At 69.2% G+C, this 21730-nt stretch carries 22 protein-coding genes; 10 read left to right on the top strand and 12 right to left on the bottom strand.

Going from position 1 to position 21730, the window contains the following annotated elements; genetic code table 11:
• Positions 1-47 precede the first annotated feature (47 nt).
• From mmsB to AC1RN0_RS09515, 5 genes are all read right to left on the bottom strand, one after another.
• The gene (mmsB, locus tag AC1RN0_RS09535) at positions 48-947 is read right to left on the bottom strand and encodes a 3-hydroxyisobutyrate dehydrogenase (protein ID WP_492787203.1); all 900 of its coding nucleotides are present in this window, start codon (positions 945-947) and stop codon (positions 48-50) included.
• Positions 948-951: 4 nt separating this feature from the next.
• Positions 952-1707, bottom strand: a complete 756-nt coding sequence (locus AC1RN0_RS09530; protein WP_492787202.1) for a class I SAM-dependent methyltransferase — start codon at positions 1705-1707, stop codon at positions 952-954.
• Positions 1707-2510, bottom strand: a complete 804-nt coding sequence (locus tag AC1RN0_RS09525; protein WP_492787201.1) for a class I SAM-dependent methyltransferase — start codon at positions 2508-2510, stop codon at positions 1707-1709. Before AC1RN0_RS09525 ends, AC1RN0_RS09530 begins: the two co-directional genes overlap by 1 nt.
• A 61-nt stretch (positions 2511-2571) precedes the next feature.
• Positions 2572-3624 (bottom strand): enoyl-CoA hydratase/isomerase family protein, encoded by a 1053-nt coding sequence (locus tag AC1RN0_RS09520; RefSeq protein WP_492787200.1) that lies wholly within the window; start codon positions 3622-3624, stop codon positions 2572-2574.
• Positions 3621-4760: an isobutyryl-CoA dehydrogenase gene (locus AC1RN0_RS09515; protein WP_492787199.1), complete on the bottom strand. Its 1140-nt coding sequence runs from the start codon at positions 4758-4760 to the stop codon at positions 3621-3623. The genes AC1RN0_RS09520 and AC1RN0_RS09515 overlap by 4 nt, the downstream gene beginning before the upstream one ends.
• Before the next feature lie 108 nt (positions 4761-4868).
• On the opposite strand from AC1RN0_RS09515, the gene AC1RN0_RS09510 reads away from it, so the two are divergent.
• From AC1RN0_RS09510 to AC1RN0_RS09490, 5 genes are all read left to right on the top strand, one after another.
• Entirely contained in the window at positions 4869-5354 is a 486-nt protein-coding gene (locus AC1RN0_RS09510) for a hypothetical protein (protein ID WP_492787198.1), read from the top strand.
• Positions 5351-6358, top strand: coding sequence for a porphobilinogen synthase (gene hemB, locus AC1RN0_RS09505; protein WP_492787197.1), 1008 nt, complete (start codon positions 5351-5353; stop codon positions 6356-6358). Before AC1RN0_RS09510 ends, hemB begins: the two co-directional genes overlap by 4 nt.
• 6 nt (positions 6359-6364) lie before the next feature.
• Positions 6365-6919 (top strand): GrpB family protein, encoded by a 555-nt coding sequence (locus AC1RN0_RS09500; RefSeq protein ID WP_492787196.1) that lies wholly within the window; start codon positions 6365-6367, stop codon positions 6917-6919.
• Positions 6916-7512, top strand: a complete 597-nt coding sequence (locus AC1RN0_RS09495; RefSeq protein WP_492787195.1) for an inner membrane-spanning protein YciB — start codon at positions 6916-6918, stop codon at positions 7510-7512. Before AC1RN0_RS09500 ends, AC1RN0_RS09495 begins: the two co-directional genes overlap by 4 nt.
• Before the next feature lie 165 nt (positions 7513-7677).
• On the top strand, positions 7678-10053 hold the full coding sequence (locus AC1RN0_RS09490) for a hybrid sensor histidine kinase/response regulator (RefSeq protein WP_492787194.1): 2376 nt from the start codon (positions 7678-7680) through the stop codon (positions 10051-10053).
• A gap of 28 nt (positions 10054-10081) precedes the next feature.
• On the opposite strand, the gene AC1RN0_RS09485 is transcribed toward AC1RN0_RS09490, so the two are convergent.
• Complete coding sequence (locus tag AC1RN0_RS09485; protein ID WP_492787193.1) at positions 10082-10942, bottom strand: NAD(P)-dependent oxidoreductase; 861 nt, start codon at positions 10940-10942, stop codon at positions 10082-10084.
• An 87-nt stretch (positions 10943-11029) separates the two neighbouring features.
• Here AC1RN0_RS09485 and AC1RN0_RS09480 point away from each other — a divergent pair, with 87 nt between their 5' ends.
• From AC1RN0_RS09480 to AC1RN0_RS09470, 3 genes are all read left to right on the top strand, one after another.
• Entirely contained in the window at positions 11030-11938 is a 909-nt protein-coding gene (locus tag AC1RN0_RS09480) for a flagellar motor protein MotB (RefSeq protein WP_492787192.1), read from the top strand.
• Between the two features lie 90 nt (positions 11939-12028).
• Positions 12029-12853: an arginyltransferase gene (locus AC1RN0_RS09475; protein ID WP_492787191.1), complete on the top strand. Its 825-nt coding sequence runs from the start codon at positions 12029-12031 to the stop codon at positions 12851-12853.
• Between the two features lie 2 nt (positions 12854-12855).
• Positions 12856-13314 (top strand): GNAT family N-acetyltransferase, encoded by a 459-nt coding sequence (locus AC1RN0_RS09470; protein ID WP_492787190.1) that lies wholly within the window; start codon positions 12856-12858, stop codon positions 13312-13314.
• A gap of 3 nt (positions 13315-13317) precedes the next feature.
• On the opposite strand, the gene AC1RN0_RS09465 is transcribed toward AC1RN0_RS09470, so the two are convergent.
• The 4 genes from AC1RN0_RS09465 to tpiA all read right to left on the bottom strand — a co-directional run bounded on the left by AC1RN0_RS09465 (position 13318) and on the right by tpiA (position 17329).
• Positions 13318-14373: a M48 family metallopeptidase gene (locus AC1RN0_RS09465; RefSeq protein WP_492787189.1), complete on the bottom strand. Its 1056-nt coding sequence runs from the start codon at positions 14371-14373 to the stop codon at positions 13318-13320.
• A gap of 28 nt (positions 14374-14401) precedes the next feature.
• Positions 14402-14959, bottom strand: coding sequence for a LemA family protein (locus AC1RN0_RS09460; protein ID WP_492787188.1), 558 nt, complete (start codon positions 14957-14959; stop codon positions 14402-14404).
• A 91-nt stretch (positions 14960-15050) separates the two neighbouring features.
• Complete coding sequence (locus AC1RN0_RS09455) at positions 15051-16373, bottom strand: serine hydrolase domain-containing protein (RefSeq protein ID WP_492787187.1); 1323 nt, start codon at positions 16371-16373, stop codon at positions 15051-15053.
• Between the two features lie 206 nt (positions 16374-16579).
• Positions 16580-17329 (bottom strand): triose-phosphate isomerase, encoded by a 750-nt coding sequence (tpiA, locus tag AC1RN0_RS09450; protein WP_492787186.1) that lies wholly within the window; start codon positions 17327-17329, stop codon positions 16580-16582.
• Positions 17330-17489: 160 nt separating this feature from the next.
• On the opposite strand from tpiA, the gene AC1RN0_RS09445 reads away from it, so the two are divergent.
• Entirely contained in the window at positions 17490-19424 is a 1935-nt protein-coding gene (locus AC1RN0_RS09445; RefSeq protein WP_492787185.1) for a peptidylprolyl isomerase, read from the top strand.
• Positions 19421-20956 (top strand): anthranilate synthase component I, encoded by a 1536-nt coding sequence (gene trpE / locus AC1RN0_RS09440; RefSeq protein ID WP_492787184.1) that lies wholly within the window; start codon positions 19421-19423, stop codon positions 20954-20956. Before AC1RN0_RS09445 ends, trpE begins: the two co-directional genes overlap by 4 nt.
• On the opposite strand, the gene AC1RN0_RS09435 is transcribed toward trpE, so the two are convergent.
• Positions 20953-21192, bottom strand: coding sequence for a hypothetical protein (locus AC1RN0_RS09435; RefSeq protein WP_492787183.1), 240 nt, complete (start codon positions 21190-21192; stop codon positions 20953-20955). The two genes, trpE and AC1RN0_RS09435, sit on opposite strands and share 4 nt — an antisense overlap.
• Positions 21193-21372: 180 nt before the next feature.
• Positions 21373-21672 carry a GIY-YIG nuclease family protein gene (locus AC1RN0_RS09430; protein ID WP_492787182.1) on the bottom strand — a complete coding sequence of 100 codons (300 nt, stop codon included), beginning with the start codon at positions 21670-21672 and terminating at the stop codon, positions 21373-21375.
• Positions 21673-21730: the final 58 nt, after the last annotated feature.

Genomic DNA, 21730 nt, shown 5'->3' with positions numbered 1-21730 from the left:
TGGCCGGTCCCGCGCCGCCGTGAATTGATCCAGCGCAAAAGCGGCGATCAGGTCTTCAATTCATCGAGGCGCCCGCGGAACATCTGCAGCATGGCCGAAAAGTCCTTCTGGCCATGTCCCAGGCCGTCGAACAGGGCGTAGAGCGCCTCGGCCTGGGCGCCCATCGGCGTCGACGCCCCGGCGCGCGCCGCGGCCTCCTGGGCCAGCTTGAGATCCTTCAGCATCAGGGCGCTGAGGAAGCCGCCCTCGTAGTTGCGGTTCGACGGCGCTGTCTCGACCGGCCCCGGCCAGGGGCAGTAGGTGGTCAGGGACCAGCACTGACCCGACGATTTCGAGCCGATCTCGTAGAATCGCTCCGGATCCAGCCCGAGCTTCTCGGCCAGGGCGAAGGCCTCGCAGACGCCGATCATCGAGATGCCGAGCAGCATGTTGTTGCAGATCTTGGCCGCCTGGCCCGAACCGGCCGCGCCGGCATGGAACACCACCCTGGCCATCGGCTGCAGGATGGCCTCGAAGGCCGCATAGTCATCGGCCTCGCAGCCGACCATGAAGGCCAGGGTGCCGGCCTCGGCCGCCATGATGCCGCCGCTGACCGGCGCGTCGGCGAAGCGGTAGCCCTTCGCCCTCGCCTGCTCGCCGACGGCGCGGGCGCTGTCGATATCGATCGTCGAACAGTCGATCAGCAGCGCCGAGGTCGGCGCGTGCGCCAGCACCTGCTCGCCATAGACCGAGCGGACATGCGGCCCGGCGGGCAACATGGTGATGACGGCGTCGGCGTCCTTCACGGCCTCGGCGACCGACGCGGCGGGCCGACAGCCGGCGGCCACCGCCCTGTCGACGGCGGCCTGCGACAGGTCGAAGGCCCGGACCTCATGGCCGGCCTTCACCTGGTTGGCGGCCATACCGGCCCCCATGTTGCCGAGGCCGATAAAAGCAATACGGGTCATGGTGCTACGCGGGCCTGCGGAATTTGAGCACGAACTGGTCGGTCTTGCCCTTGATGACGTCGTCAAAGACGCTCGCCGTGCGGGGGTCGGCCGGATTGCGCAGCAGCTGGCTCTCGTCTTCAAGCACGAAGCCGGCCGCGGTCAGCTCGGCCTTCACCGTGGCGATGTCGATGCGATGCAGGGCTTTTGACTGGCTGTCGCCCGTTCCGTCGACGGCCGAATGATCGATGACGATCAGCACGCCGCCCGGCTTGACGCTGTTGAACAGCGCCTTGTCGATCGCCGCGATGCCCGGCGCCGGAATGAAGCCCAGGTGCAGGTCGTGGTAGTTCTGGGCCGTGAACAGAACGTCCAGCGGCTCGGGGAAGGCCACCGCGCCCAGCGACACCCGCACCGGTGCGACGTTCGGATAGGCCGCCGCGACCGCGTCCTGAGACGTCGCGTAGTCGGCGCTGTAGCGGATGAACTCGGTCGACTGCATGCCGTAGACCTTGCCGCTGTCGCCGACCGCCCTGGCGAACAGGCGGGTGAAGTAGCCGCCGCCCATCAGGAAGTCGCCGACGCGGTCGCCGGGCTTGACCCCGGCGAAGGCGAGAATTTCGGCGGGATGCCGCGCGGCGTCGCGCGCGGTGTCCTTGGCCGGACGGCCGCCGTCGGCCACGGCGGCGGTGATGTTGGCCGGAAGATCGGCGGCCATGGCGGCGGCGCCGAGCGCCAGGGCCAGGATGCCGGCGAGCGGCGCGGTGAAACGACGGGCCATCAGCGGGCGCTCCTCGGCTTGCGGAACTTGTAGATGAACTGGTCGGTCTGGCCGCGGATCGACGGATCGAAGACGTTGACGGTCAGGGAGTCGCGCGGATTGCGCAGCACCCGGCTTTCGCCCTCGTAGATGAAGCCGGCGGCTTCGACTTCACGGCGCACCAGGGCCGCGTCGATGCGGTGCAGGCTCTCGGTGTCGCGCAGGCCGCTGCCCGCCTTGGCCGAGTGGTCGAGCACCAGATAGACGCCGCCCGGCTTGAGCGCGGCGAAGATGCGGCGGTTGACCACCGACAGGTCGGCCGGCCCCATGAAGCTCAGGTGCATGTCGTGGTAGTTCTGGGCCGTGAACACCAGGTCCACCTTCTCCGGGGCGGAGAAGGTCGGCAGGGTCTGCAGGATCATCTTCGCGTTGCCATAGGGCGGCTTGCCGACGAAGGCGGCGACCGACGGCGGGCGGCCCTTGGCGATGGCCGTCAGCTCGTCCGGCACATAGGCGTAGACCCGGCCGTTCGGACCGACGGCGCGCGACAGGATACGGGTGAAATAGCCCGAGCCCGGCACCAGATCGACGACCTTCATGCCCGGACGCAGTCCGGCGAACATCAGCACTTCGCCGGGCTTGCGATTGGCGTCGCGGGCGCGGTCGGCCTCGGGCCGGGACGGATCGGACAGCGCCGCCGCGAGGAACGCGGGCAGCGTGACCGGCGCATCCGCGGGCGGCGGCGGCGGGGGCGGCGGTACGGTCTCGCAGGCGGCGAGCGCCAGAACGGCCGCAACGGCGAGCCAACGGGCTTGGAACTTCATCCTGATGTCTTCCCCAATGGTGTTACCCCGACCCGGCTGTTGTCCTACGCCGGTTCCGGCCTCAAGTCAGCGGCGTCCATTCCTCTTCGGGCGGCAGCGGCGCGAAGATGTCGTCCAGCAGGGTGTCGGAGACGGCCTCAACCGTCGGCGGATCCCAGCTGGGCGCGTTGTCCTTGTCGATGATGACCGCCCGCACGCCCTCAAGGAAGTCATGACGCCGCACGACCCGCGATCCGATGCGGTATTCCATGGCCATGTTGGCGGCGAAGTCGTCCAGCGCCGCGCCGGTCCTGAGCTGGCGCCAGGCGACCTTCAGCGTCTGCGGAGACTTGGTCCTGAGCGTCGCCAGCTGGGACGCGGCCCAGTCGCCGGGCTCGACCTCGAGATTGGCGAGGATCGCCTCGACATCGCCCTCGCCGAACAGCCGGTCGATGTCGGCCTGGTGCGCGGCGATCGGCGGATGGCCGGCGTCCTCGACGAAGCCGGCCAGCGCGGCGGCCACGCTGCCCGGATGGGCCAGCAGGGCCGCCTTGAAGGCGTCCACCTTGTCCGACGGCATGTAGTGGGTGGCGATGCTTAGGGCGCAGCAGTCGGCCGCCTTGATCCGCGCGCCGGTCAGGGCCAGCCACAGGCCTGTCTTGCCGGGCAGCCGCGGCAGGAACCAGCCACCGCCGACATCGGGGAACAGGCCGATGCCGGTTTCGGGCATGGCGAAGGTGGTCCGCTCGGTGGCGATGCGCACCGCGGCCGGCAGCGAGAGGCCGACGCCGCCGCCCATGGTCACTCCGTCCATCACCGCGATGACCGGCTTGGGATAGGTGAACAGCAGATGGTTCAGCCGGTACTCGGTGTGGAAGAACTTCCGGGCCGCGACGGCGTCGCCCGCCCCGCTCTCGGCCAGCATGCGGATATCGCCGCCGGCGCAGAAGCCGCGCTCGCCGCTGTGGTCGATGAGGATGCACTGGACCTGCTCGTCGTAGCGCCAGATCGACAGGGCATCGATCATGTCCTCGCACATCACCAGCGTCAGGGCGTGCAGCGCCTTGGGCCGGTTCAGCGTGATCCGCCCGACGCCGGATTCGACGCGGCAGAGGACTTCGAGGGCGTCGGTCACTGGCGGAACATCTCCCGGCTGATGATCACCCGCATGATCTCGTTGGTGCCTTCGAGGATCTGGTGGACGCGCAGGTCGCGGACCACGCGCTCCAGCGGATAGTCCTGCAGGTAGCCGTAGCCCCCGTGCAGCTGCAGCGCCTGGTTGGCGACCTCGAAGCCGGCGTCGGTGGCGAAGCGCTTGGCCATGGCGCAGAGCTTCGTGGCGTTGGGATCGCGACGGTCCAGCGCGTCGGCGGCGTTGCGCACCATCAGCCGGGCGGCCTCCAGCTCGGTGGCCATGTCGGCGATCTTGAACTGCAGGGCCTGGAAGTCCTTCAGCGGCCTGCCGAACTGGTTGCGGGTCTCCAGATAGGCCTTGGCCGTGTCGAGCGCAAAGGCCGCGCCGCCGAGCGAGCAGCTGGCGATGTTCAGCCGGCCGCCGTCGAGGCCCATCATGGCGAAGCGGAAGCCCTCGCCCTCCCCGCCGATGCGGTTCGACTCATGCACGCGCACGCCGTCGAAGTTGACCTGGGCGGTCGGCTGCGACTTCCAGCCCATCTTGCGCTCGTTGGCCCCGAAGCTGAGGCCCGGCGTCCCCTTCTCGACGACGAAGGCCGAGACGCCCTTGGCGCCCGGCTCGCCGGTGCGGGCCATGACGACATAGATGTCCGACACCCCGCCGCCGCTGATGAAGGCCTTCGAGCCGTTCAGGACGTAGTGGTCGCCGTTCTTCGTCGCCGTGGTGCGCATGGCCGCGGCGTCCGAGCCCGAGCCCGGCTCGGTCAGGCAGTAGCTGGCGATCAGCGCCATGGTCGTCAGGCGCGGCAGGTAGCGGTGACGCAGGTCGTCCGAGCCGAACCGGTCGATCATCCACGAAGCCATGTTGTGGATGGTCATGTAGGCGGCGGTCGATACGTCGCCGTAGCTCAGGGCCTCGAAGATGATCGACGCGTCGAGCCGCGAGAGGCCCGAGCCGCCGACGTCGTCCCGGACATAGATGCCGGCGAAGCCGAGCGCGGCGGCCGCGCGCATGACGTCGACCGGAAAATGGCTGTCCTCGTCCCATTTGGCCGAATGCGGGGCGAGTTCATCCCGCGCGAAGGCCTGGGCCATCTCCTGGATCGCGCGCTGATCGTCGGACAGGGAGAAATCCATGCGGGCGGAGCTCCTGGGAGGCAATTCAATGCCGCGGTTGTAGCGGGTTGATGACCTGACGGCCACGGCGCACCCTGTCAACGACCGCGACCTGCCTGGAGACGCGCCTTGAACAGTCCCGCCGGCCCGATCCGGACCGAGGCCGAACGCAACCTGGCCCTGCTGGCCTATGGCCTGCTGGGCGTTTCGGTGTTCTTCGCCGGCATCACGGCGCTGGTGGCGGTGATCATCGCCTATACCCTTCACGATGCGGCGAACGAGACCCTGTCGCGCCACTTCCGCTTCCAGATCCGCATCTTCTGGATCGGGGTGGGCTGCGTCGCCCTCGCCGTCGTGGCGGGTGTCGTGGCGGCCGTCGGATCACTGGGCAGCCTGCTGCACCGGGCCCCGCCGGCGGACATGGTGCGCACGCTCGACCTGTGGGGCCGCACGATCGATCTGAGCGGCCTGCGGATCACGCCGCTGGTGGTCGTCGCGACCGGCGTGGCCCTCGCCTCCGCCCTTCTGGGCGCAGTGTGGATGATCCTCGCGCCGGTCATCGGCTTCATCCGGCTTGCCTCGGCGCGGCACATGAGCGAGACCGCGCCCTCATGAGCCTGCCCCCCCTCGCCGCCTACCCCGCCCTGCGTCTCCGCCGCCCGCGTCAGGCCGACTGGAGCCGCCGTCTGGTCCGCGAAAGCGTGATGACCCCGGCCGACCTGATCTGGTCGATGGTCGTGCACGAGGGCGAGGGCCGCATCCCCGTCGCCTCGATGCCCGGCGTCGAGCGGCTGTCGGTCGAGGACTGCGCAAGAGCGGCCGTCGAGGCCCGCGAGCTGGGCATCCCGGCGATCGCCGTCTTCCCCTACATCGACGGATCGACCAAGGACGCCAGCGGCTCCCGCGCCGCCGACCCCGACGGCGTCGTCAGCCGGGCCGTTCGCGCCATGAAGGCCGCCGCGCCCGAGGTCGGGATCATGTGCGACGTGGCGCTCGACCCGTTCACCGACCACGGCCACGACGGCCTGATCGTCGACGGCCGCATCGACAATGACTCGACCATCGCCGCGCTGGTCGAACAGGCGCTGGTCCAGGCCCGCGCCGGCTGCGACATCCTCGCCCCGTCCGACATGATGGACGGCCGGGTCGGCATCCTGCGCAAGGCGCTGGAAGCTGAAGGTTTTCAGGATGTTATGATCATGTCCTACGCGGCGAAGTACGCCTCGGCCTTCTACGGCCCGTACCGCGACGCGATCGGCTCCGGCAAGCTCGGCACGCTGGGGCCGTCCGACAAGAAGACCTACCAGCAGGACCCGGCCAACAGCGACGAGGCCCTGCGCGAGGTGGCCCTCGACATCGCCGAGGGCGCGGACATGGTCATGGTCAAGCCGGGAATGCCCTATCTCGATATCATTCAACGGGTTGTCGAGACCTTTTCCATGCCGACCTTCGCTTTCCAGGTCAGTGGCGAGTACGCCATGATCATGGCCGCGGCCCGGAACGGCTGGATCGACGAGGAGCGGGCCATCCTCGAAAGCCTGGGCGCCTTCAAGCGCGCCGGCTGCGCCGGGGTGATCACCTATTTCGCGCCGCGGGCGGCCAAACTGCTGGGCGCCTGACGGTCCATGGACGAGATCAGGCTCGTCCCGTCCGATCCCGCCTGGCCCCGGCTGTTCGATGAGGAGGCCGCACGGCTGCGGGCGATCATCCCGGCCGACCTGCTCGTGGCCCTCGACCACATCGGCAGCACGGCCGTGCCGGGTCTGCCGGCCAAGCCGGTCATCGACATCCAGGCGACGGTCACGGACCTGGAGGCCGCCCGGGCCCGCCTCGTCGCCCCGCTCGAGGCCGCGGGCTACGCGTTCCGGGCGGAGAACCCGGACACGGACCGCCTGTTCTTCGTCAAGGGCCTGCCTCCGTCCGCGCCGCACCGGACCCATCACCTGCACATCATGGAGAACGGCCCCGGCGCCCTGCGGCACATCGCCTTTCGCAACCACCTGCGCGACCATCCCGCGGAGGCCGCCGCCTACGCGGCGTTGAAGCAGGACCTGGCCCGGCGCTTCCGCGACGACCGCGAGGCCTACACCGCCGCCAAGGGCGACTTCATCTCCACGGTTCTGGACCGCGCGGCCGCCGAAGGCCACGATGAGGAAGCGCCCGGAGAGCGTCCGTCATGAAGTACTTCTTCCAGAGCGTCAGACCCATCCTGCTCGACTTCCTGTCGACCATCGCCTTCCTGATCGCGCTGAGCCTCGTTCATGACGTGCGCGTCGCCATCCTCATCGGCATCGCCGTCGGCGTGGCCGAGATCGCCTGGGAAGTGGTGCGCCACAGGAAGATCAGCATCATGCAGGCGGCGAGCCTGTTTCTCGTCGTCACGCTCGGCGGCGCGAGTCTCATCCTGCATGACCCCCGCTTCGTGATGATCAAACCCAGCGTCGGCTACGCGGCGATCGGCGTCGTCATGCTCAAGCGCGGCTGGCAGGCGGCCTACGTCCCGCCGATCGCGCTGGACCTTGTGCCGGAGCGGCGGTTCGTCTTCTGGGGCTACGTCTGGGCGGGGCTGATGCTGTTTTCAGCCGCAGGGAACCTGGCGCTGGTGGCGCTGGTCGACGTGAAGACCTGGGCCCTGATTCTGACCGTCTGGGGCGTGGGCTCGAAGCTGGCGCTGTTCATCGCCGAGTACGGATCGATCCGCATCGAGGCCGGGCGGGCCTATCGTCGCAGAGCCGCCGAACAGGCCGCCGCCGCGGTCGCCGTTAACGCTTAATTCGGCGACGCCGCGCAGTTTGACCCGCGTCTGTGATCCGTGGGGCCAATGCGGCTGCGTTTCGTACTTTTTCTTGGTTTCTTCACCGCGCTGACGTTTGGGCAGGCCCATGCGGCCGCTTCGGCGCCCCTCCCCATATCGAGCCAGGCCGCCCAGGACGAACGCGTGCGCGAGCTCGCCCGCACCCTGGAATCCCGCGGGCTGATGACCCCGCCGGCGCAGATCTCGGCCTGGGAGTCTCGGGCGGCGGGAACAAGCGGTCCGGGTCGCCTGGAACAGCTGCGGCGCATATCGATCGAGGCGCTGACCGCCTCCGACGTCGCCCGCGCCCACCGCTGGATGAGCCTCTACGCGGCGGAGATCCGGCTTCGCAAGGACGAGCGCCACGCCCGGGTTCTGCAACATCTGCGCGCCTATGAACGCGGCTTCGACGGCGATTTCGGCGGCGCGGCCGCCGAACTGACCCGGCTGCTGGCCGGGGAGCGCGATCCGTTCCTGCGGGCCAACGGCGCGCGCCTGCTGGCCTATTCGCTGGCCGACGCCGGCCTGCCGGTTCAGGCGCTGCAGGTGATCCGCTCCGGCCTGCGCGACGCCGACCAGTCCGACGAGAGCGCCGCCCTGAAGCTGGGGCTGGCCGACGCCGGCGCCTATACGGCGCGGCAGCTGAACGATCTGCCGGCCTTCATCGACAACATCGATATCGAGATCGCCGCCGCGGCGAAGACCGACCAGCCGCTGGACGGACGCACGGCGCTCTACAACCTGACCATTCTCAACTCGACGCTGGGCCGTGACGCCCTCGCGTCCGACCTCCTGCGGCAGTTCCAGCGACTGTCGAACGCCACAGGCGACGCCACCGAGATCGCCTGGGCCAACGAAGTCTGCGCCACGGTGAAGATCCGCGCGCGGGACTATGCCGAGGCCCTGCGCTGCGCCGACGCGGCGCTCGACTATCCCGCGATGGCTCCGGAACACCGGCCCAAGGTCATGCTGATTCAGGTCGAGGCGCTGGCGCGGCTGGGTCGTCCCGTCGAAGCCCGCCGACAGCTGACCGAACTTCAGGCGCTGGCGCGCAAGCGCGGCGATCCGCTGCTGATGCACGCCATCGTCCAGGCCGAGGCCGAGGTGCTGCGCAGCGAGGGCCGGCTGGCCCAGGCCTACGAAGCCCTGCAGGCGTTTCACGACCAGCAGCTGCGCGACACCACGACGTCGGCCGTCGAGGGCCTGCACGACATGCGCGCCAGCCTCGAGGACGAGATCGACGACACCCAGGCCCTGCTCAAGGCGCAGCGGCGGCAGACCATGCAGATCAGCCTGCTGGTCGGCATCGTCGCCATCGCCCTGATCGCGGCCGTGGCCTCGCTGTTCGTTCAGACGCGCCTGCAGCGCCGCCTTGTCGCCGCCGCCGACCGCGCCGAGCGCGCCGACCGGGTGAAGTCCGAATTCCTGGCCAACATGAGCCACGAGATCCGCACGCCGCTGACCAGCATCGTCGGGTTCTCGCGCCTGCTCAGTGAACAACCCGACCTGTCGGCGACCTCGACCAATTTCGCCACGCGGATCGTCACCGCGACCCAGTCGCTGCTGGCGATCGTCAATGACGTGCTCGACTTCTCCAAGATCGAGGCCGGCCAGGCGCGCATCGAGCCGCGGCCGACGGCCCTGCGCGCGCTGATCCTCGACGTCGCCGGCCTGTTCGAGGCCCAGGCGGCCGAAAAGGGCGTGAACCTGGGCGTCGAGCTGTCGGACAGTCTGGTCGACTGGGCGATGGTCGATCCGGACCGGCTGCGTCAGATCCTGCTGAACCTGACCGGCAACGCCGTGAAGTTCACCGCCGCCGGATCGGTCATGGTGCGGGCCGACTGGTCCCAGACCGCCGGCCTGAAGGTCAGCGTCCAGGACACGGGTCCCGGCATTTCCGAGGACGGTCAGGCCCGGCTGTTCCGCCGTTTTTCCCAGGTCGACCAGGCCTCCAACCGCCTGGAGGGCGGCACCGGACTCGGCCTGGCCATCTGCAGCGGCCTGGTCGAGGCCATGGGCGGAGAGATCGGCGTCGAGAGCGCGGTCGGCCAGGGCAGCCGTTTCTGGTTCCGCCTGCCCGCCCCCCGGGCCGAAGCGCCCGCGGCGGTCGACGCCCTGCCCGCCTCACAGAACCAGGCCGCGGGCGAGCGGGCGCGGCTGCTGATCGTCGATGACAACGAGGCCAACCGGGAGCTGGTCTCGCACCTGCTCGCGCCGCTCGACATGGACATGACCTTCGCCACCAGCGGCGAACAGGCCGTGGAGGTGGCCGGCAAGGGTCCGTTCGACCTGATCCTGATGGACATCCGCATGCCCGGCATGGGCGGCGAAGCAGCCATGGGCCAGATCCGCGCCGGCGGCGGGCCGAACGCAGACGTCCCCATCCTGGCCTTCACCGCCGATGTCGACGGTCAGGCGACCGAACGCCTGATGGGCGCGGGCTTCGACGGCCATGTGCCCAAGCCGATCGACGCCCGGGCCCTGATCACCGCCATCGTGACCTGGACGGCCGCGGCCTAGGTCAGGGCGAGGCGCGCCACGCGCTGGATCAGTCCGGCCTGTCGAGACGGGCCGCCAGGCTCGAGGTGTCCCAGCGGTTGCCGCCCATGGCCTGGACCTCGGCGTAGTAGCCGTCGACCAGCGCGGTCATGTCCAGCCGGGCGCCGTTGGCCCTGGCCTCGTCGAGCACGAGACCGAGATCCTTGCGCATCCAGTCGACGGCAAAGCCGAAGTCGAACTTGCCCTGGACCATCGTCGCCCAGCGGTTGTCCATCTGCCAGGACTGGGCCGCGCCCTTGCTGATGGCCTCGAACACCAGCTGCGGATCGATGCCCGCCCGCTTGCTGAAATGGACCGCCTCGGCAAGGCCCTGGACCACGCCGGCGATGCAGATCTGGTTGACCATCTTGGCCAGCTGGCCGCTGCCGGCCTCGCCGATGCGCCTGATGGCCCTGGCGTAGGCCGCCAGCACCGGCTCCAGCCGCGCCACGGCGTCCGCGTCGCCGCCGGCCATGACCGTCAGCTGGCCGTTCTCGGCCCCCGCCTGGCCGCCGCTGACCGGGGCGTCGACGAACCACCGGCCGGACGCGCGGGCCAATTCCGCCATCTCTCGGGCGACCACGGCCGAGGTCGTGGTGTGATCGACGATGATCCCGCCCGGGGCCATGGCCGCCAGCGCTTCGGGAACCACTCCGCGGACATCGTCGTCATTGCCGACGCAGAGGGCCACGACCTCGCATCCGGCGGCGGCCTCGGCCACCGTCGCGCCGGCTTTCCCGCCGTGAGTCTCGACCCAGCGGGCCGCCTTGGCGGGACTGCGGTTGAACACGCTGACCGCATGACCGGCCTTCGCCAGATGCCCCGCCATGGGGAAACCCATGACGCCAAGACCGACAAAGGCGATTTTCATGTCCGAACTCCGAATCCAGCGCCGCGCTGCAACGCCATCTTAACGACCGCAGGCGAGGTTCGCAGTCAGGTTAAGCGGGGATTCACCATGGCTTTGGGCAGCGACCAGCCCATCATGATCAAGAAGGTCAAGAAGGTCGTCGGTGGCGGACACCACGGCGGCGCCTGGAAGGTCGCCTACGCCGACTTCGTGACCGCCATGATGGCCTTCTTCCTGCTGATGTGGCTGATCAACACCACCAGCCCGGAGCAGAAGCGCGGCATCGCCGACTATTTCGCCCCGGCCAGCGTTTCGGAGACCACCAGCGGCTCCGGCGGCATCCTCGGCGGCACGGCGCTCGGCGACGACGGGGCCAAGTCGTCCGGCTCGGTCAGCTCCGTCGAGCAGATGGCTCCGGAGTCGCCGACCGACGCCCAGGTGTCCGGCCAGAGCGACAGCATGCCGGGCTCCACCGACCTCGAATCAGCCAGCGAACAGGCCCTGCGCAAGGAGCTGCAGGCCCGCGAGGACGCGTCTTTCGCCTCCGCCGCCCAGTCCCTGCGCCAGGCCCTGCAGGACATGCCGGAACTGGCCGAGCTGTCGAAGCAGATCCTCATCGACCAGACGCCCGAAGGCCTGCGCATCCAGCTGGTCGACCAGGATGGCCGCTCGATGTTCAAGGACGGCGCAGCCATGCCCAACGACCGGGCCCGCATCCTGCTGCGCGCGGTCGCCCGGATCATCAACCAGCTGCCCAACCGCATCTCGATCAGCGGCCACACGAGCATCAGCGCCGACGGCCGCACCCAGTCGAGCGACTGGGCCCTGTCCTCGGCCCGCGCCGACGTGGCCCGCCAGCTGCTGCAGGGCGCCGGCGTCAGTCCGGACCGGGTCTACCAGGTCGCCGGCAAGGCCAATTCCGACCCCCTCTATCCGGATGACCCGATGCTGGCGGGAAATCGCCGCATCTCGATTATCCTGCTGCGCGAAGCCCCTGTTCTTCCACCGGATCGGTGAACGATGATCGATCAAACCCTGCTTGCACGGGAGCGCATCCTGCTTCCTAATCCTTGTGGGGAAGAGGAGAGCCGCAAGGCATAGGGGCAGGTGACGCATCACTTCACATCGCGACGGATGCGCTTTTTCCTGACCGCGCCGTCGCCCTGCCCGTACCTGCCGGGCCGCGAAGAGCGGAAGGTGTTCGCCCATCTGCCGGCCTCGGACGGCCCGTCGGTCAACGACAGCCTGACCCAGTCGGGCTTCCGCCGCTCCCAGCACATCGCCTACCGCCCGGCCTGCGAAGCCTGCTCGTCCTGCACCTCGGCGCGGCTGCCGGTGATGGACTACGCCTTCTCCCGGTCGGAACGGAAGGTCCTGGCCCGCAACGGCGACCTGCGCCGCCACCTGGTCGAGGCCGAGGCGACGATGGAGCAGTTCGACCTGCTGCGCCGCTACCTGCTGGCCCGCCACGCCGACGGCGGCATGGCCGAAATGACCTGGCCCGACTATGTCGCCATGGTCGAGGACACGGCGGTCCGCACCCACCTCATCGAATACCGGCTGGCCTCGACCGACGACGGCCCCGGCGACCTGATCGCCTGCGTGCTGATCGACGTGATGAGCGACGGCCTGAGCATGGTCTACAGCTTCTACGATCCGCGCCTGGAGAAGCGCAGCCTCGGCACCTTCATCATCCTCGATCATGTGGTCCAGGCGGGCCTCAACGGGCTGGCCTACGTCTATCTGGGCTACTGGGTCCCGGGCAGCGAGAAGATGGCCTACAAGGCGCGCTTCTCGCCGCTGGAGGTGCTGCGGCCGCAGGGCTGGATGCTGATGTCCTCGCGCGATCGCGCCGACGCCGAGGAAAGTCTCGCCCGCGAGCGCCGCATGCGCGGGCCGGCGACCGTCAAGCTGGGCAGCAAGGCGCCGTAGCCGTGTTCGTCATCCGCCAGGACGATCTCTCCGGCAAGGATGTGCGGGCGCTGCTGGCGATCCACCTGGCCGGCATGGCCGAGAACACCCCACCCGAGCATGTGTTCGCGCTCGACCTTTCGGGGCTGCGGACGCCGGACATCACCGTCTGGACCCTGCGCGACGGCGGCGTGCTGGCCGGCATCGGGGCGCTCAAGGCGCTCGGCGACGGGACCGGCGAGATCAAGTCGATGCGCACCCATCCCGACCATCTGCGCAAGGGCGTCGCCGCCGCCCTGCTGGACCACATCCTCGATGAGGCGGCGACGCGCGGCTACCACCGGGTCAGTCTGGAGACCGGCGTCGGCGACAGCTTCGAACCCGCGCTGACGCTGTATCGCAAGCGCGGCTTCGAGAACGGGGCGGCGTTCAGCGACTACGAAGCCAGCCCCTTCAACCAGTTTCTGCACCTGGGGTTCTAGCCCCTACCCCCACGGCCCCTTCTTCGACCACGGCCCGGTGCGGACCGGCTCGACGATCGGCGCGGAGGACGCCGACAGGCTCTCCATGATCGGCGCGGGACTGTCGCGGCCGCCGGCGAACTTCACCAGGGCGTCGATGCGCGCCTTGATCGGCGGGTGGGTGGCGAACAGGCTGTAGAAGCCGGTCTCCTGGTTGTCGATGAACATGCCCTGCACCGTCTCGGGGGCCTGCAGGGCGCTGTGGCCGTCGATCTTGCGCAGCGCGCCGATCATCGCATCCGGGTTCTTCGTCAGCTCCACCGCGCCCGCGTCGGCGACGAACTCGCGCGTACGCGACAGGGCCATGCGGATGACGATGGCCAGCAGATAGCCGATCGCGGCGGCGGCGAAGGCGATGACGATGAACAGGCCGTTGCCGCCCTTGTCGTTGTCGCGGCGGCGTCCCAGCCCGCCGAACTGCACTGAGCGGAACAGGATCTCGGCGACCAGGGTGATGATCCCGGCGAACACGGCGGCGATGACCATGGTGCGGACGTCGCGGTTGAGGATGTGGGTCAGCTCGTGGCCGAGCACCGCCTCCATCTCGTCGCGGTCGAGCACGGCCATCAGCCCGCGGGTGACGGTGATGCTGTACTGCTTCTCATTCAGGCCCGTGGCGAAGGCGTTGAGCGCGTCGCTGTCGATGATCCTCAGGCTGGGCATCGGAATGCCGCGCGAGATGCACAGGTTTTCCAGCAGGTTGTAGAGTTCCGGCTCCTCCTGGCGCGTCACCGGCCGGGCGCCGGTGGCCAGGTCGATGATCGTCTGGTTGCCAAAATAGGCGATGACGAACCAGACGCCCGATACGATCAGCGCCAGCGGCGCTCCGGCCAGCATGAAGCCGGCGGCCTCGGCGAAGTCGCCGCCGGTGCTGCCCGTCGACGGCAGCATGCCGAACCCGATCAGCCCGAGCGTCAGGCAGTAGGTCAGGACCATCAGAAGCACGGGAAATCCGGCCAGCAACACGGCTGACCGGACATTGTTGCTCTGGATGTGGGTGTAGAGGCCGACGGCCCCCATGATCACTCTCCGCTCATCGGCGCGGGGTTCAGAACTTGACCTCGGGGGCGACATCGAGCGCCGCCCGCTGCTCGCCGAGGTCGAACAGGGTGCGGGCGTTGAAACCGAAGGCGCCGGCCATCAGCACGGCCGGGAATGACAGCCGCGCGGCGTTGAACTCGGTCACCGCGTTGTTGAAGAAGCGGCGGGCCGCGGCCAGCTTGTTCTCCACGTCCGACAGTTCGGCCTGCAGACTGAGGAAGTTGGTGTTGGCCTTGAGGTCGGGATAGGCCTCGGCGACCGCGAACATCTGGCGCAGGGCCCCGCTCAGGGCGTTCTCGGCCTGGACCTTGTCGGCCACGGTGCCGGCGGCCGAGGCGGCGTTTCGGGCGGCGATGACCGCCTCCAGCGTGCCCTTCTCGTGCGTGGCGTAACCCTTCACGGTCTCGACCAGATTGGGGATCAGGTCGCGGCGTTGCTTCAGCTGGACGTCGATGTCGGCGAACGCCTGGTCCGCCCGGGTGTTGAGCGCGACCAGCCGGTTGTAGAGGCCGACCGCGATCAGGCCGAGCACGACGACGACGACGAGAATGATGATCAGGACCATGGAATCTCTCTGCGGAAGCCGGCGAACGCTAGAACCATTCCACCGCCGATGGAATGCGGTGGATCAGATATAGGCGCCCGTCGCCGCTCCACTACTTCGACGGATCAACCAGCGCCTGGTAGACCAGTTGCGCCGACCGCTCGTCGAGCCGGTAGCTGCCGCCGCCCAGCACATGGATGAAGCCGAGCACGACCACATCGTTCTCGGGATCGACCCAGAACCAGGTGCCGGCCGCGCCACCCCAGCTGAAGCTGCCCTTGCCCGCCGTGACGCCGGCCTGCGCCGGATCCATGATCACATCGACGTCGAGCCCGAAGCCGTGTCCGGGGTTGTTGGCCTGATAGGTAGGCAGGGTGACGTCGGTCAGATGGTTGGACGCCATCAGTTTGATCGTCGAGGGGCTGAGGATGCGCACGCCGTCCAGCTGACCGCCCCCCGCCAGCATGGCGGCGAAGCGGCTGTAGTCGGCCATCGTCGAGACGAGGCCGCCGCCGCCGTTGGCCGCGCCGGGCTCCTTGTCCATCGGGATGATCATGAAGCCCTCGGCCGGCTTGAGGGTCCGGGTCTCGCGGTCGATCATGTACAGGCTGGCCAGCCGGCCCCTTTTGGCCTCCGGCACCCAGAAGGCGGTGTCGTTCATCTTCAGCGGGCCGAAGATGTGGCTCTGCATGAAGTCCGGCAGGGTCTGGCCCGACAGCTTCTCGACGATGTAGCCCTGGACGTCGACGGCGACGCTGTACTTCCAGGCCTCGCCCGGCTGATGGGCCATCGGCAGGGTGACCAGCACCCCCATCGCGTCCTTCAGCGAGCCCTGCCGCTGCAGGGCGGACTCCTGGTAGACCTTGTCGACATAGTTGTCGGCGACCAGGCCGTAGGCAAAGCCGGCGGTATGGGTCATCAGCTCGCGCATGGTGGCCGAGCGGGCGATCGGCTCGAGGATCGGCTTGCCGTCCTTGTCGAGCCCCTTGAACACCTTCAGGCCGGCGAACTCGGGGACGTACTTGGTGACCGGGTCGTCGAGCCGCCACTTGCCCTCTTCGTAGAGGATCATCATCGCCACGCCGGTGACCGGCTTGGTCTGGCTGTACATGCGCCACAGCGTGTCCTGGGCCACCGGCGCGCCGGTGGTCAGGTCGGTCTTGCCGTACATGTGGGTGTCGACGATCCGCCCGTGGCGGATGACCACCGTGGCGACGCCCGGGACGTAACCCCGGTCGACGAAGGCGTCCATCACGCCGTGCAGGCGGCGCAGGCGCTCGGACGAGAAGCCGACCGATTCCGGCGTCGCCGTGGGCAGGCCCTGGGCGGACGGCGCCGCGGCGACGGCGGGTTTCGGCGCGGCGAACGCCGGCGCGGACGCCGCCAGCGTCAGGACGGCCGCGGCCGCCGTCAGGCTCTTGCGCCAGATGCTCATAACTCACTCCCCCAGGCCTTCGAACAGCCGTTTGACCGCAAGGTAACGCCGGTTTGCCGAGGGGCAAGCTGGATAAGAACGATCCTCAACACGCCGTGGAAGGTCCCGCTCCCACAGCCCCCCAACGCGTCATCCTCGGGCTTGCCCCGAGGATGACGGAACCTGCAGGCATGGGCGCGCGCCCTGAGGCGCACGTCCGCGCGGGATCAGGCCGCCTCGATGATCCCGAGAAAATCGGTCGCCTTGAGCGACGCCCCGCCGACCAGGGCCCCGCCGACATCCTTCAGCTTGAGGATGTCCGACGCATTCGAGGGCTTCACCGAGCCGCCATAGAGAATCGCCACGCTCTCGCCGTGCTCGCCGAACAGCTCGACCAGCACCGCGCGGATGGCCATGTGCACCTCTTCGATCTGGTCCAGCGTCGGGGTCAGGCCGGTGCCGATGGCCCAGACCGGCTCATAGGCGACCGAGAAGGCCTGGCCGGCGAGAATCTCCGGGAGGGAGCCCCTCACCTGCCCGGTCACGACGTCCAGCGTCCGGCCGGCTTCCCGATCGGCCAGGGTCTCGCCGACACAGACGATCGGCTCCAGGCCCGCGCGATGGGCCGCGCCGGCCTTGGCCGCGACCAGGGCGTCGGTCTCGCCGTAGCCGGCCCGGCGTTCGGAATGCCCGAGGATGACCAGGGCCGCCCCGGCGTCGGCCAGCATCTCGGCCGAGACGTCGCCGGTGAAGGCGCCGGCCAGTTCGGCGCGACAGTCCTGGCCGCCGATCTCGACGCCCGTGCCGCCGATCGCGTCGGCCAGACGGCTGATCAGGGTGGCCGGCGGACAGATGGCCACCCGCGCCGCCGGCGGCCGCTCATCGAGCGCCGCCGCCACCGCCCGCGCCTCGTCGAGCGAGGCGGCCAGCCCGTTCATCTTCCAGTTTCCGGCGATCAGCGGACGTGGCGCGGTCATGAAGGGAGCCCTCGTGGTTCAGGAAATGACGTCCGGCGACCTACGCGAAGGCGCTACGCCTGTCACGCCGCATCCGCGCCACGCTTGCAGGGTTGGATACGCCTCCACTATACCGCCGGGGCGGCGCAAACGCCCCGCGCTCCTGAGGGTTCGTCTGTTCATGCTCGCCTTTATGCGGAAGTTCGCCAAATCCTGGCTCGCGCTGCTGCTGTTCGTTCCGCTGCTGATCGGTTTCGCCGTGTTCGGCGTGAACAAGGACATCCTGTCCGGCGGCCCGCAGACCTATGTCGTCAAGGTCGGGTCGCGGACCATCAGCGCCTACGATTTCAAGCGTGAATTCGACAGCTACAAGGAGCAGCTCGAGCAGCGCTTCCAGCAGCCGATCACCGCCGAACTGGCGCAGCAGCAGGGTCTCGACCGCCGCGTGCTGGAAGAGCTCGCCTACCGCGAATCCCTCGACGAGTTGCTGTCCCGCATGGGCCTGCGCGCGTCCGACCGGATGCTGACCGAGGAACTGCGCAAGGCGCCGGTGTTCTTCGACCAGGTCACCGGCCAGTTCGACGAGGCCAAGTACGCCTCGGCGCTGCGCGAGAAGGGCCTCACCCCGGCGGTGTTCGAAGGCATCCTGACCGACGAGATGCGCCGCAACCAGTTCATCTCCGCGGCCGTCTCCGGCCTGCGGGCGCCGCGCGCCTATTCGGCCATCGGCGGCCTGTTCGCGCTCGAACAGCGCGACCTCGCCTACTTCACCGTGACGCCCGCCAGCGTCGGTCCGGTCCCGCAACCGACCGAGGCCGACGTCGCCGCCTTCGTCAAGGAGAACGCCGCCCGCCTGTCGATGCCGGAATTCCGCGCCTTCACGGTCGTGCGCTTCGACGCCAAGGCCTACGAGTCCCAGGTGACCGTAACCGAGGCCGAGGTGCAGAAGCAGTTCGACTTCATGAAGGACAGCCTGTCCAAGCCCGAGCTGCGCACCGTCGCCCAGATCCCGGCCAAGGACGCCGCCCAGGCCGCCGCCATCGTCGCCCGGCTGAACAAGGGTGAGGATCCCGCCGCCGTGGCCGCCTCGCTCGGCGTGCGGGCCGTGACCTACGCCGACAAACCGCGCTCGGCCTTCTTCGACCCGGCCATTGCGGCGGCGGCGTTCAGCCTGCCCCAGGGCGGCGTCAGCGCCCCGCTGAAGGGCCAGTTCGGCCTGGCCGTGATCAAGGTCAGCAAGGTCACCGCCGGCGAGGTCGCGACGCTTGCGGCCCACCGCGCCGAGATCGAGAAGAAGATCCGCGGCGATCTGGCCGGCGCCAAGGTCTCCGACCTGTCCAAGGTCTACGAGGACGCGCACGAAGCCGGCGCCACCCTGCCCGAGGCCGCCGTCAAGGCCGGCGTCCCCACGACGGTCTTTGCACCGGTCTCCAGCGACGGTCGCGGCATGGACGGCAAGCCGGTCGCCGGCGTCAACCCGGCGATCCTCAAGGCCGCCTTCGACCTGAGCCAGGGCGGCGAAAGCGACATCCAGGACGCCGGCGACGGCTCCTACTTCGCCGTTCGCCTCGACCGCGTCGTGCCGCCGGCCCTGCCGCCGATGGCCGCGATCCGGCCGCAGCTGGTCAAGACCATCATGCTGAAGCGCGAAGCCGACGCGATGAAGGCCCGCGCCGAGAGCCTCGCCGCCCGCGTCCGCAAGGGTGAGACGATCGAGGCGGTCGCCGCCTCGGCCGGCGCCCAGGTGGTGCGGGTCAACGGTCTGAGCCGCGCCACGCTGCAGGCCCACCAGGCCCTCGGCCGCGAACTGCTGGGCGGCGCCCTCGGTTCGAAGAAGGGCGAGCCCTTCACCGCCGCCGCGTCCGACTTCAGCGTCGCCGTCGCGGTGGTCACGGCCGTGCGCGCCGGGGACCCGCAACAGGTCGCCCAGGCCACCGAACAGGCCCGGCAACAGTTCACCCAGGAGCTGTTCGGCGACATCGGCGAGTCAGCCCGCGGCTACGCCCGCAAGCGGCTGAAGGCCAAGACCGACCTGACCCGCGCCCGCATCGCCATCGGCATCGATCCGGCCGACGCGGCCCAGGGCGCGGCCGCTCCGGCGGGCAAGGGCCAGTGACGACCGAGCCGTCCTTCGACAGCTTCAGGGCGGCATGGGAGGCGGGACGGCCCCAGGTCGTCTTCCGTCGCCTGATCGATGATCTGGAGACGCCGGTCTCGGCCTATCTGAAGATCGCCCGGGAGCGGCCCTACGCCTTCCTGTTCGAGTCGGTCGAAGGCGGCGCCTGGCGCGGCCGCTACTCCATCGTGGCGATGAAGCCGGACCTGGTCTGGCGCTGTCGCGGCGACGCCGCCGAGGTGGCCGAAGGCGAGGCCATCGCCGCCGACCGCTTCACGCCGCAGTCCGGCGGGGCGCTGGACAGCCTGCGCGACCTGGTCGCCCGCTCGCGCATCGAGTTGCCGGCCGGCCTGCCGCCGCCCGCCGCCGGCATCTACGGCGCCATCGGCTACGACATGGTCCGGCTGGTCGAAAAGCTGCCCAACGTCAACGCCGACGAACTGGGCCTGCCCGACGCGGTGATGATCCGTCCGTCGATCGTGGCGGTGTTCGACGCCATCGCCCAGGAGATCGTACTGGTCACCCCGGCCCGGCCGGTGAAGGGCGTCAGCGCCGAAACGGCGTACGCCGAGGCCAACGCGCGGCTCGACGCCGTCATGGCCGACCTCCGCCTGCCCCTGCCCGCGCCGGCCACGGACGGCGCGCCCGGCCCCGACGTCTTCGAGACAAACGTCAGCCGCAAGGCCTATGCCGACATCATCGAGAAGGCCAAGGCCTACATCCGCGCCGGCGACATCTTCCAGGTGGTGCCCAGCCACCGCTTCCGCGCGCCGTTCAAGCGCGCCCCGTTCGCCCTCTACCGATCGCTGCGGCGGACCAATCCCTCGCCGTTCCTGTTCTACCTGAACTTCGGCCCGTTCCAGCTGGTCGGCTCCAGCCCCGAGATCCTCGTGCGGCTGCGCGACGGCAAGGTGACCATCCGGCCGATCGCCGGCACCCGCCCGCGCGGCGCCACGCCCGAGCAGGACCTGGCGCTGGAACAGGAGCTGCTCGCCGATCCCAAGGAACGGTCCGAGCACCTGATGCTGCTGGACCTTGGCCGCAACGATGTGGGGCGCGTCGCCCGCCTGCGCGAGCCCGGCCGCAACGAACCGGCGACGGCCCGCCGCGGCCCGGCCGTGCGGGTCACCGAGAGCTTCATCATCGAGCGCTATAGCCACGTGATGCACATCGTCTCCAACGTCGAGGGCGACGCCCCCGAGGGCCTCGACCCGGTCGACGTGCTGATGGCCGCCCTGCCCGCCGGGACCCTGTCGGGCGCGCCGAAGGTGCGGGCGATGGAGATCATCGACGAGCTGGAGATCGAGAAGCGCGGCATCGGCTACGCCGGCGCGGTCGGTTACTTCGGCGCCGACGGCTCGGTCGACACCTGCATCGTGCTGCGCACGGCGCTGCTCAAGGACGGAACGATGTATGTCCAGGCCGGCGGCGGCGTGGTCGCCGACAGCGACCCGGACGCCGAGTACGACGAGACCCTGCACAAGTCGAACGCCCTGCGGCGGGCGGCGGCGGAGGCGTGGCGGTTCGGCTAGTTGTTCTCGCTGGCCGACACGACCTCGACGCTCGCTGGCGACGGCTCCAGCGCCAGCTTGCTGGTGGTCACCGGCGGGGCCATGACCATGGCCACCGCGAAGGCCAGGGCCGAGACCGCCGCGAACAGCGCCGCCCCCAGCGCGCCCAGCAGGTTCTCCCGCTCGATCGGCGGCTTGAGCAGCCCCTTGGCGTAGGCCAGGGCCTCATGGTCGAGAACGGAATCAGCGTGCGCCATGACGGGAAGATGGAGCGCGCCGCTATCCCACACAACGTCATCGTCGGACTTGTTCCGACGACCCAAGCACGCGGTGGGTGCAGTTCGTGACGCGGTGTCCACCGCAACTCCCCTTTGCACAGCTAGGCCATGGGTCGTCGGAACAAGTCCGACGATGACGGAAGATTGGGGATCGCGCCCCTACAGCCACACCCCGTACAGATCATCCCAGTGCGGGTTCTCGCGCTCGATCAGGTTGATCTTCCAGTCGCGAATCCAGCGCTTCATGGTCTTTTCGGTGCGGATGGCGCCCGTCATCAGCTCGAACGAACGATACCAGACCAGCCGCTTGCAGCCGTGGTCGCGGGTGAACCCCGGGATCAGGCCTTCGCGATGCTCCCAGACACGGCGCGAGAGATTGCTCGTAACACCAATGTAGAGCGTGCCGTGCCGGCCGCTGGCCATAATGTAGACCGCGATGATCCCGTCGCGCGAAACCATGCGTCAGACGGTATCACCACCTTAGCGAGCATTCAAACCCCGTCATCGTCGGACTTGT

This window comes from Caulobacter sp. GW821-FHT12F03, from assembly GCF_058806855.1.
This window is presented reverse-complemented; position numbering and strand designations above follow the sequence as displayed.

Bases quoted from the DNA above. Each gene is read 5' to 3' on its own strand.
- mmsB (WP_492787203.1), bottom strand. From the start codon at position 947: ATGACCCGTATTGCTTTTATCGGCCTCGGCAACATGGGGGCCGGTATG.
- AC1RN0_RS09530 (WP_492787202.1), bottom strand. From the start codon at position 1,707: ATGGCCCGTCGTTTCACCGCGCCGCTCGCCGGCATCCTGGCCCTGGCG.
- AC1RN0_RS09525 (WP_492787201.1), bottom strand. From the start codon at position 2,510: ATGAAGTTCCAAGCCCGTTGGCTCGCCGTTGCGGCCGTTCTGGCGCTC.
- AC1RN0_RS09515 (WP_492787199.1), bottom strand. From the start codon at position 4,760: ATGGATTTCTCCCTGTCCGACGATCAGCGCGCGATCCAGGAGATGGCC.
- hemB (WP_492787197.1), top strand. From the start codon at position 5,351: ATGAGCCTGCCCCCCCTCGCCGCCTACCCCGCCCTGCGTCTCCGCCGC.
- AC1RN0_RS09500 (WP_492787196.1), top strand. From the start codon at position 6,365: ATGGACGAGATCAGGCTCGTCCCGTCCGATCCCGCCTGGCCCCGGCTG.
- AC1RN0_RS09495 (WP_492787195.1), top strand. From the start codon at position 6,916: ATGAAGTACTTCTTCCAGAGCGTCAGACCCATCCTGCTCGACTTCCTG.
- AC1RN0_RS09485 (WP_492787193.1), bottom strand. From the start codon at position 10,942: ATGAAAATCGCCTTTGTCGGTCTTGGCGTCATGGGTTTCCCCATGGCG.
- AC1RN0_RS09480 (WP_492787192.1), top strand. From the start codon at position 11,030: ATGGCTTTGGGCAGCGACCAGCCCATCATGATCAAGAAGGTCAAGAAG.
- AC1RN0_RS09465 (WP_492787189.1), bottom strand. From the start codon at position 14,373: ATGGGGGCCGTCGGCCTCTACACCCACATCCAGAGCAACAATGTCCGG.
- AC1RN0_RS09460 (WP_492787188.1), bottom strand. From the start codon at position 14,959: ATGGTCCTGATCATCATTCTCGTCGTCGTCGTCGTGCTCGGCCTGATC.
- AC1RN0_RS09455 (WP_492787187.1), bottom strand. From the start codon at position 16,373: ATGAGCATCTGGCGCAAGAGCCTGACGGCGGCCGCGGCCGTCCTGACG.
- tpiA (WP_492787186.1), bottom strand. From the start codon at position 17,329: ATGACCGCGCCACGTCCGCTGATCGCCGGAAACTGGAAGATGAACGGG.
- AC1RN0_RS09445 (WP_492787185.1), top strand. From the start codon at position 17,490: ATGCTCGCCTTTATGCGGAAGTTCGCCAAATCCTGGCTCGCGCTGCTG.
- AC1RN0_RS09435 (WP_492787183.1), bottom strand. From the start codon at position 21,192: ATGGCGCACGCTGATTCCGTTCTCGACCATGAGGCCCTGGCCTACGCC.
- AC1RN0_RS09430 (WP_492787182.1), bottom strand. From the start codon at position 21,672: ATGGTTTCGCGCGACGGGATCATCGCGGTCTACATTATGGCCAGCGGC.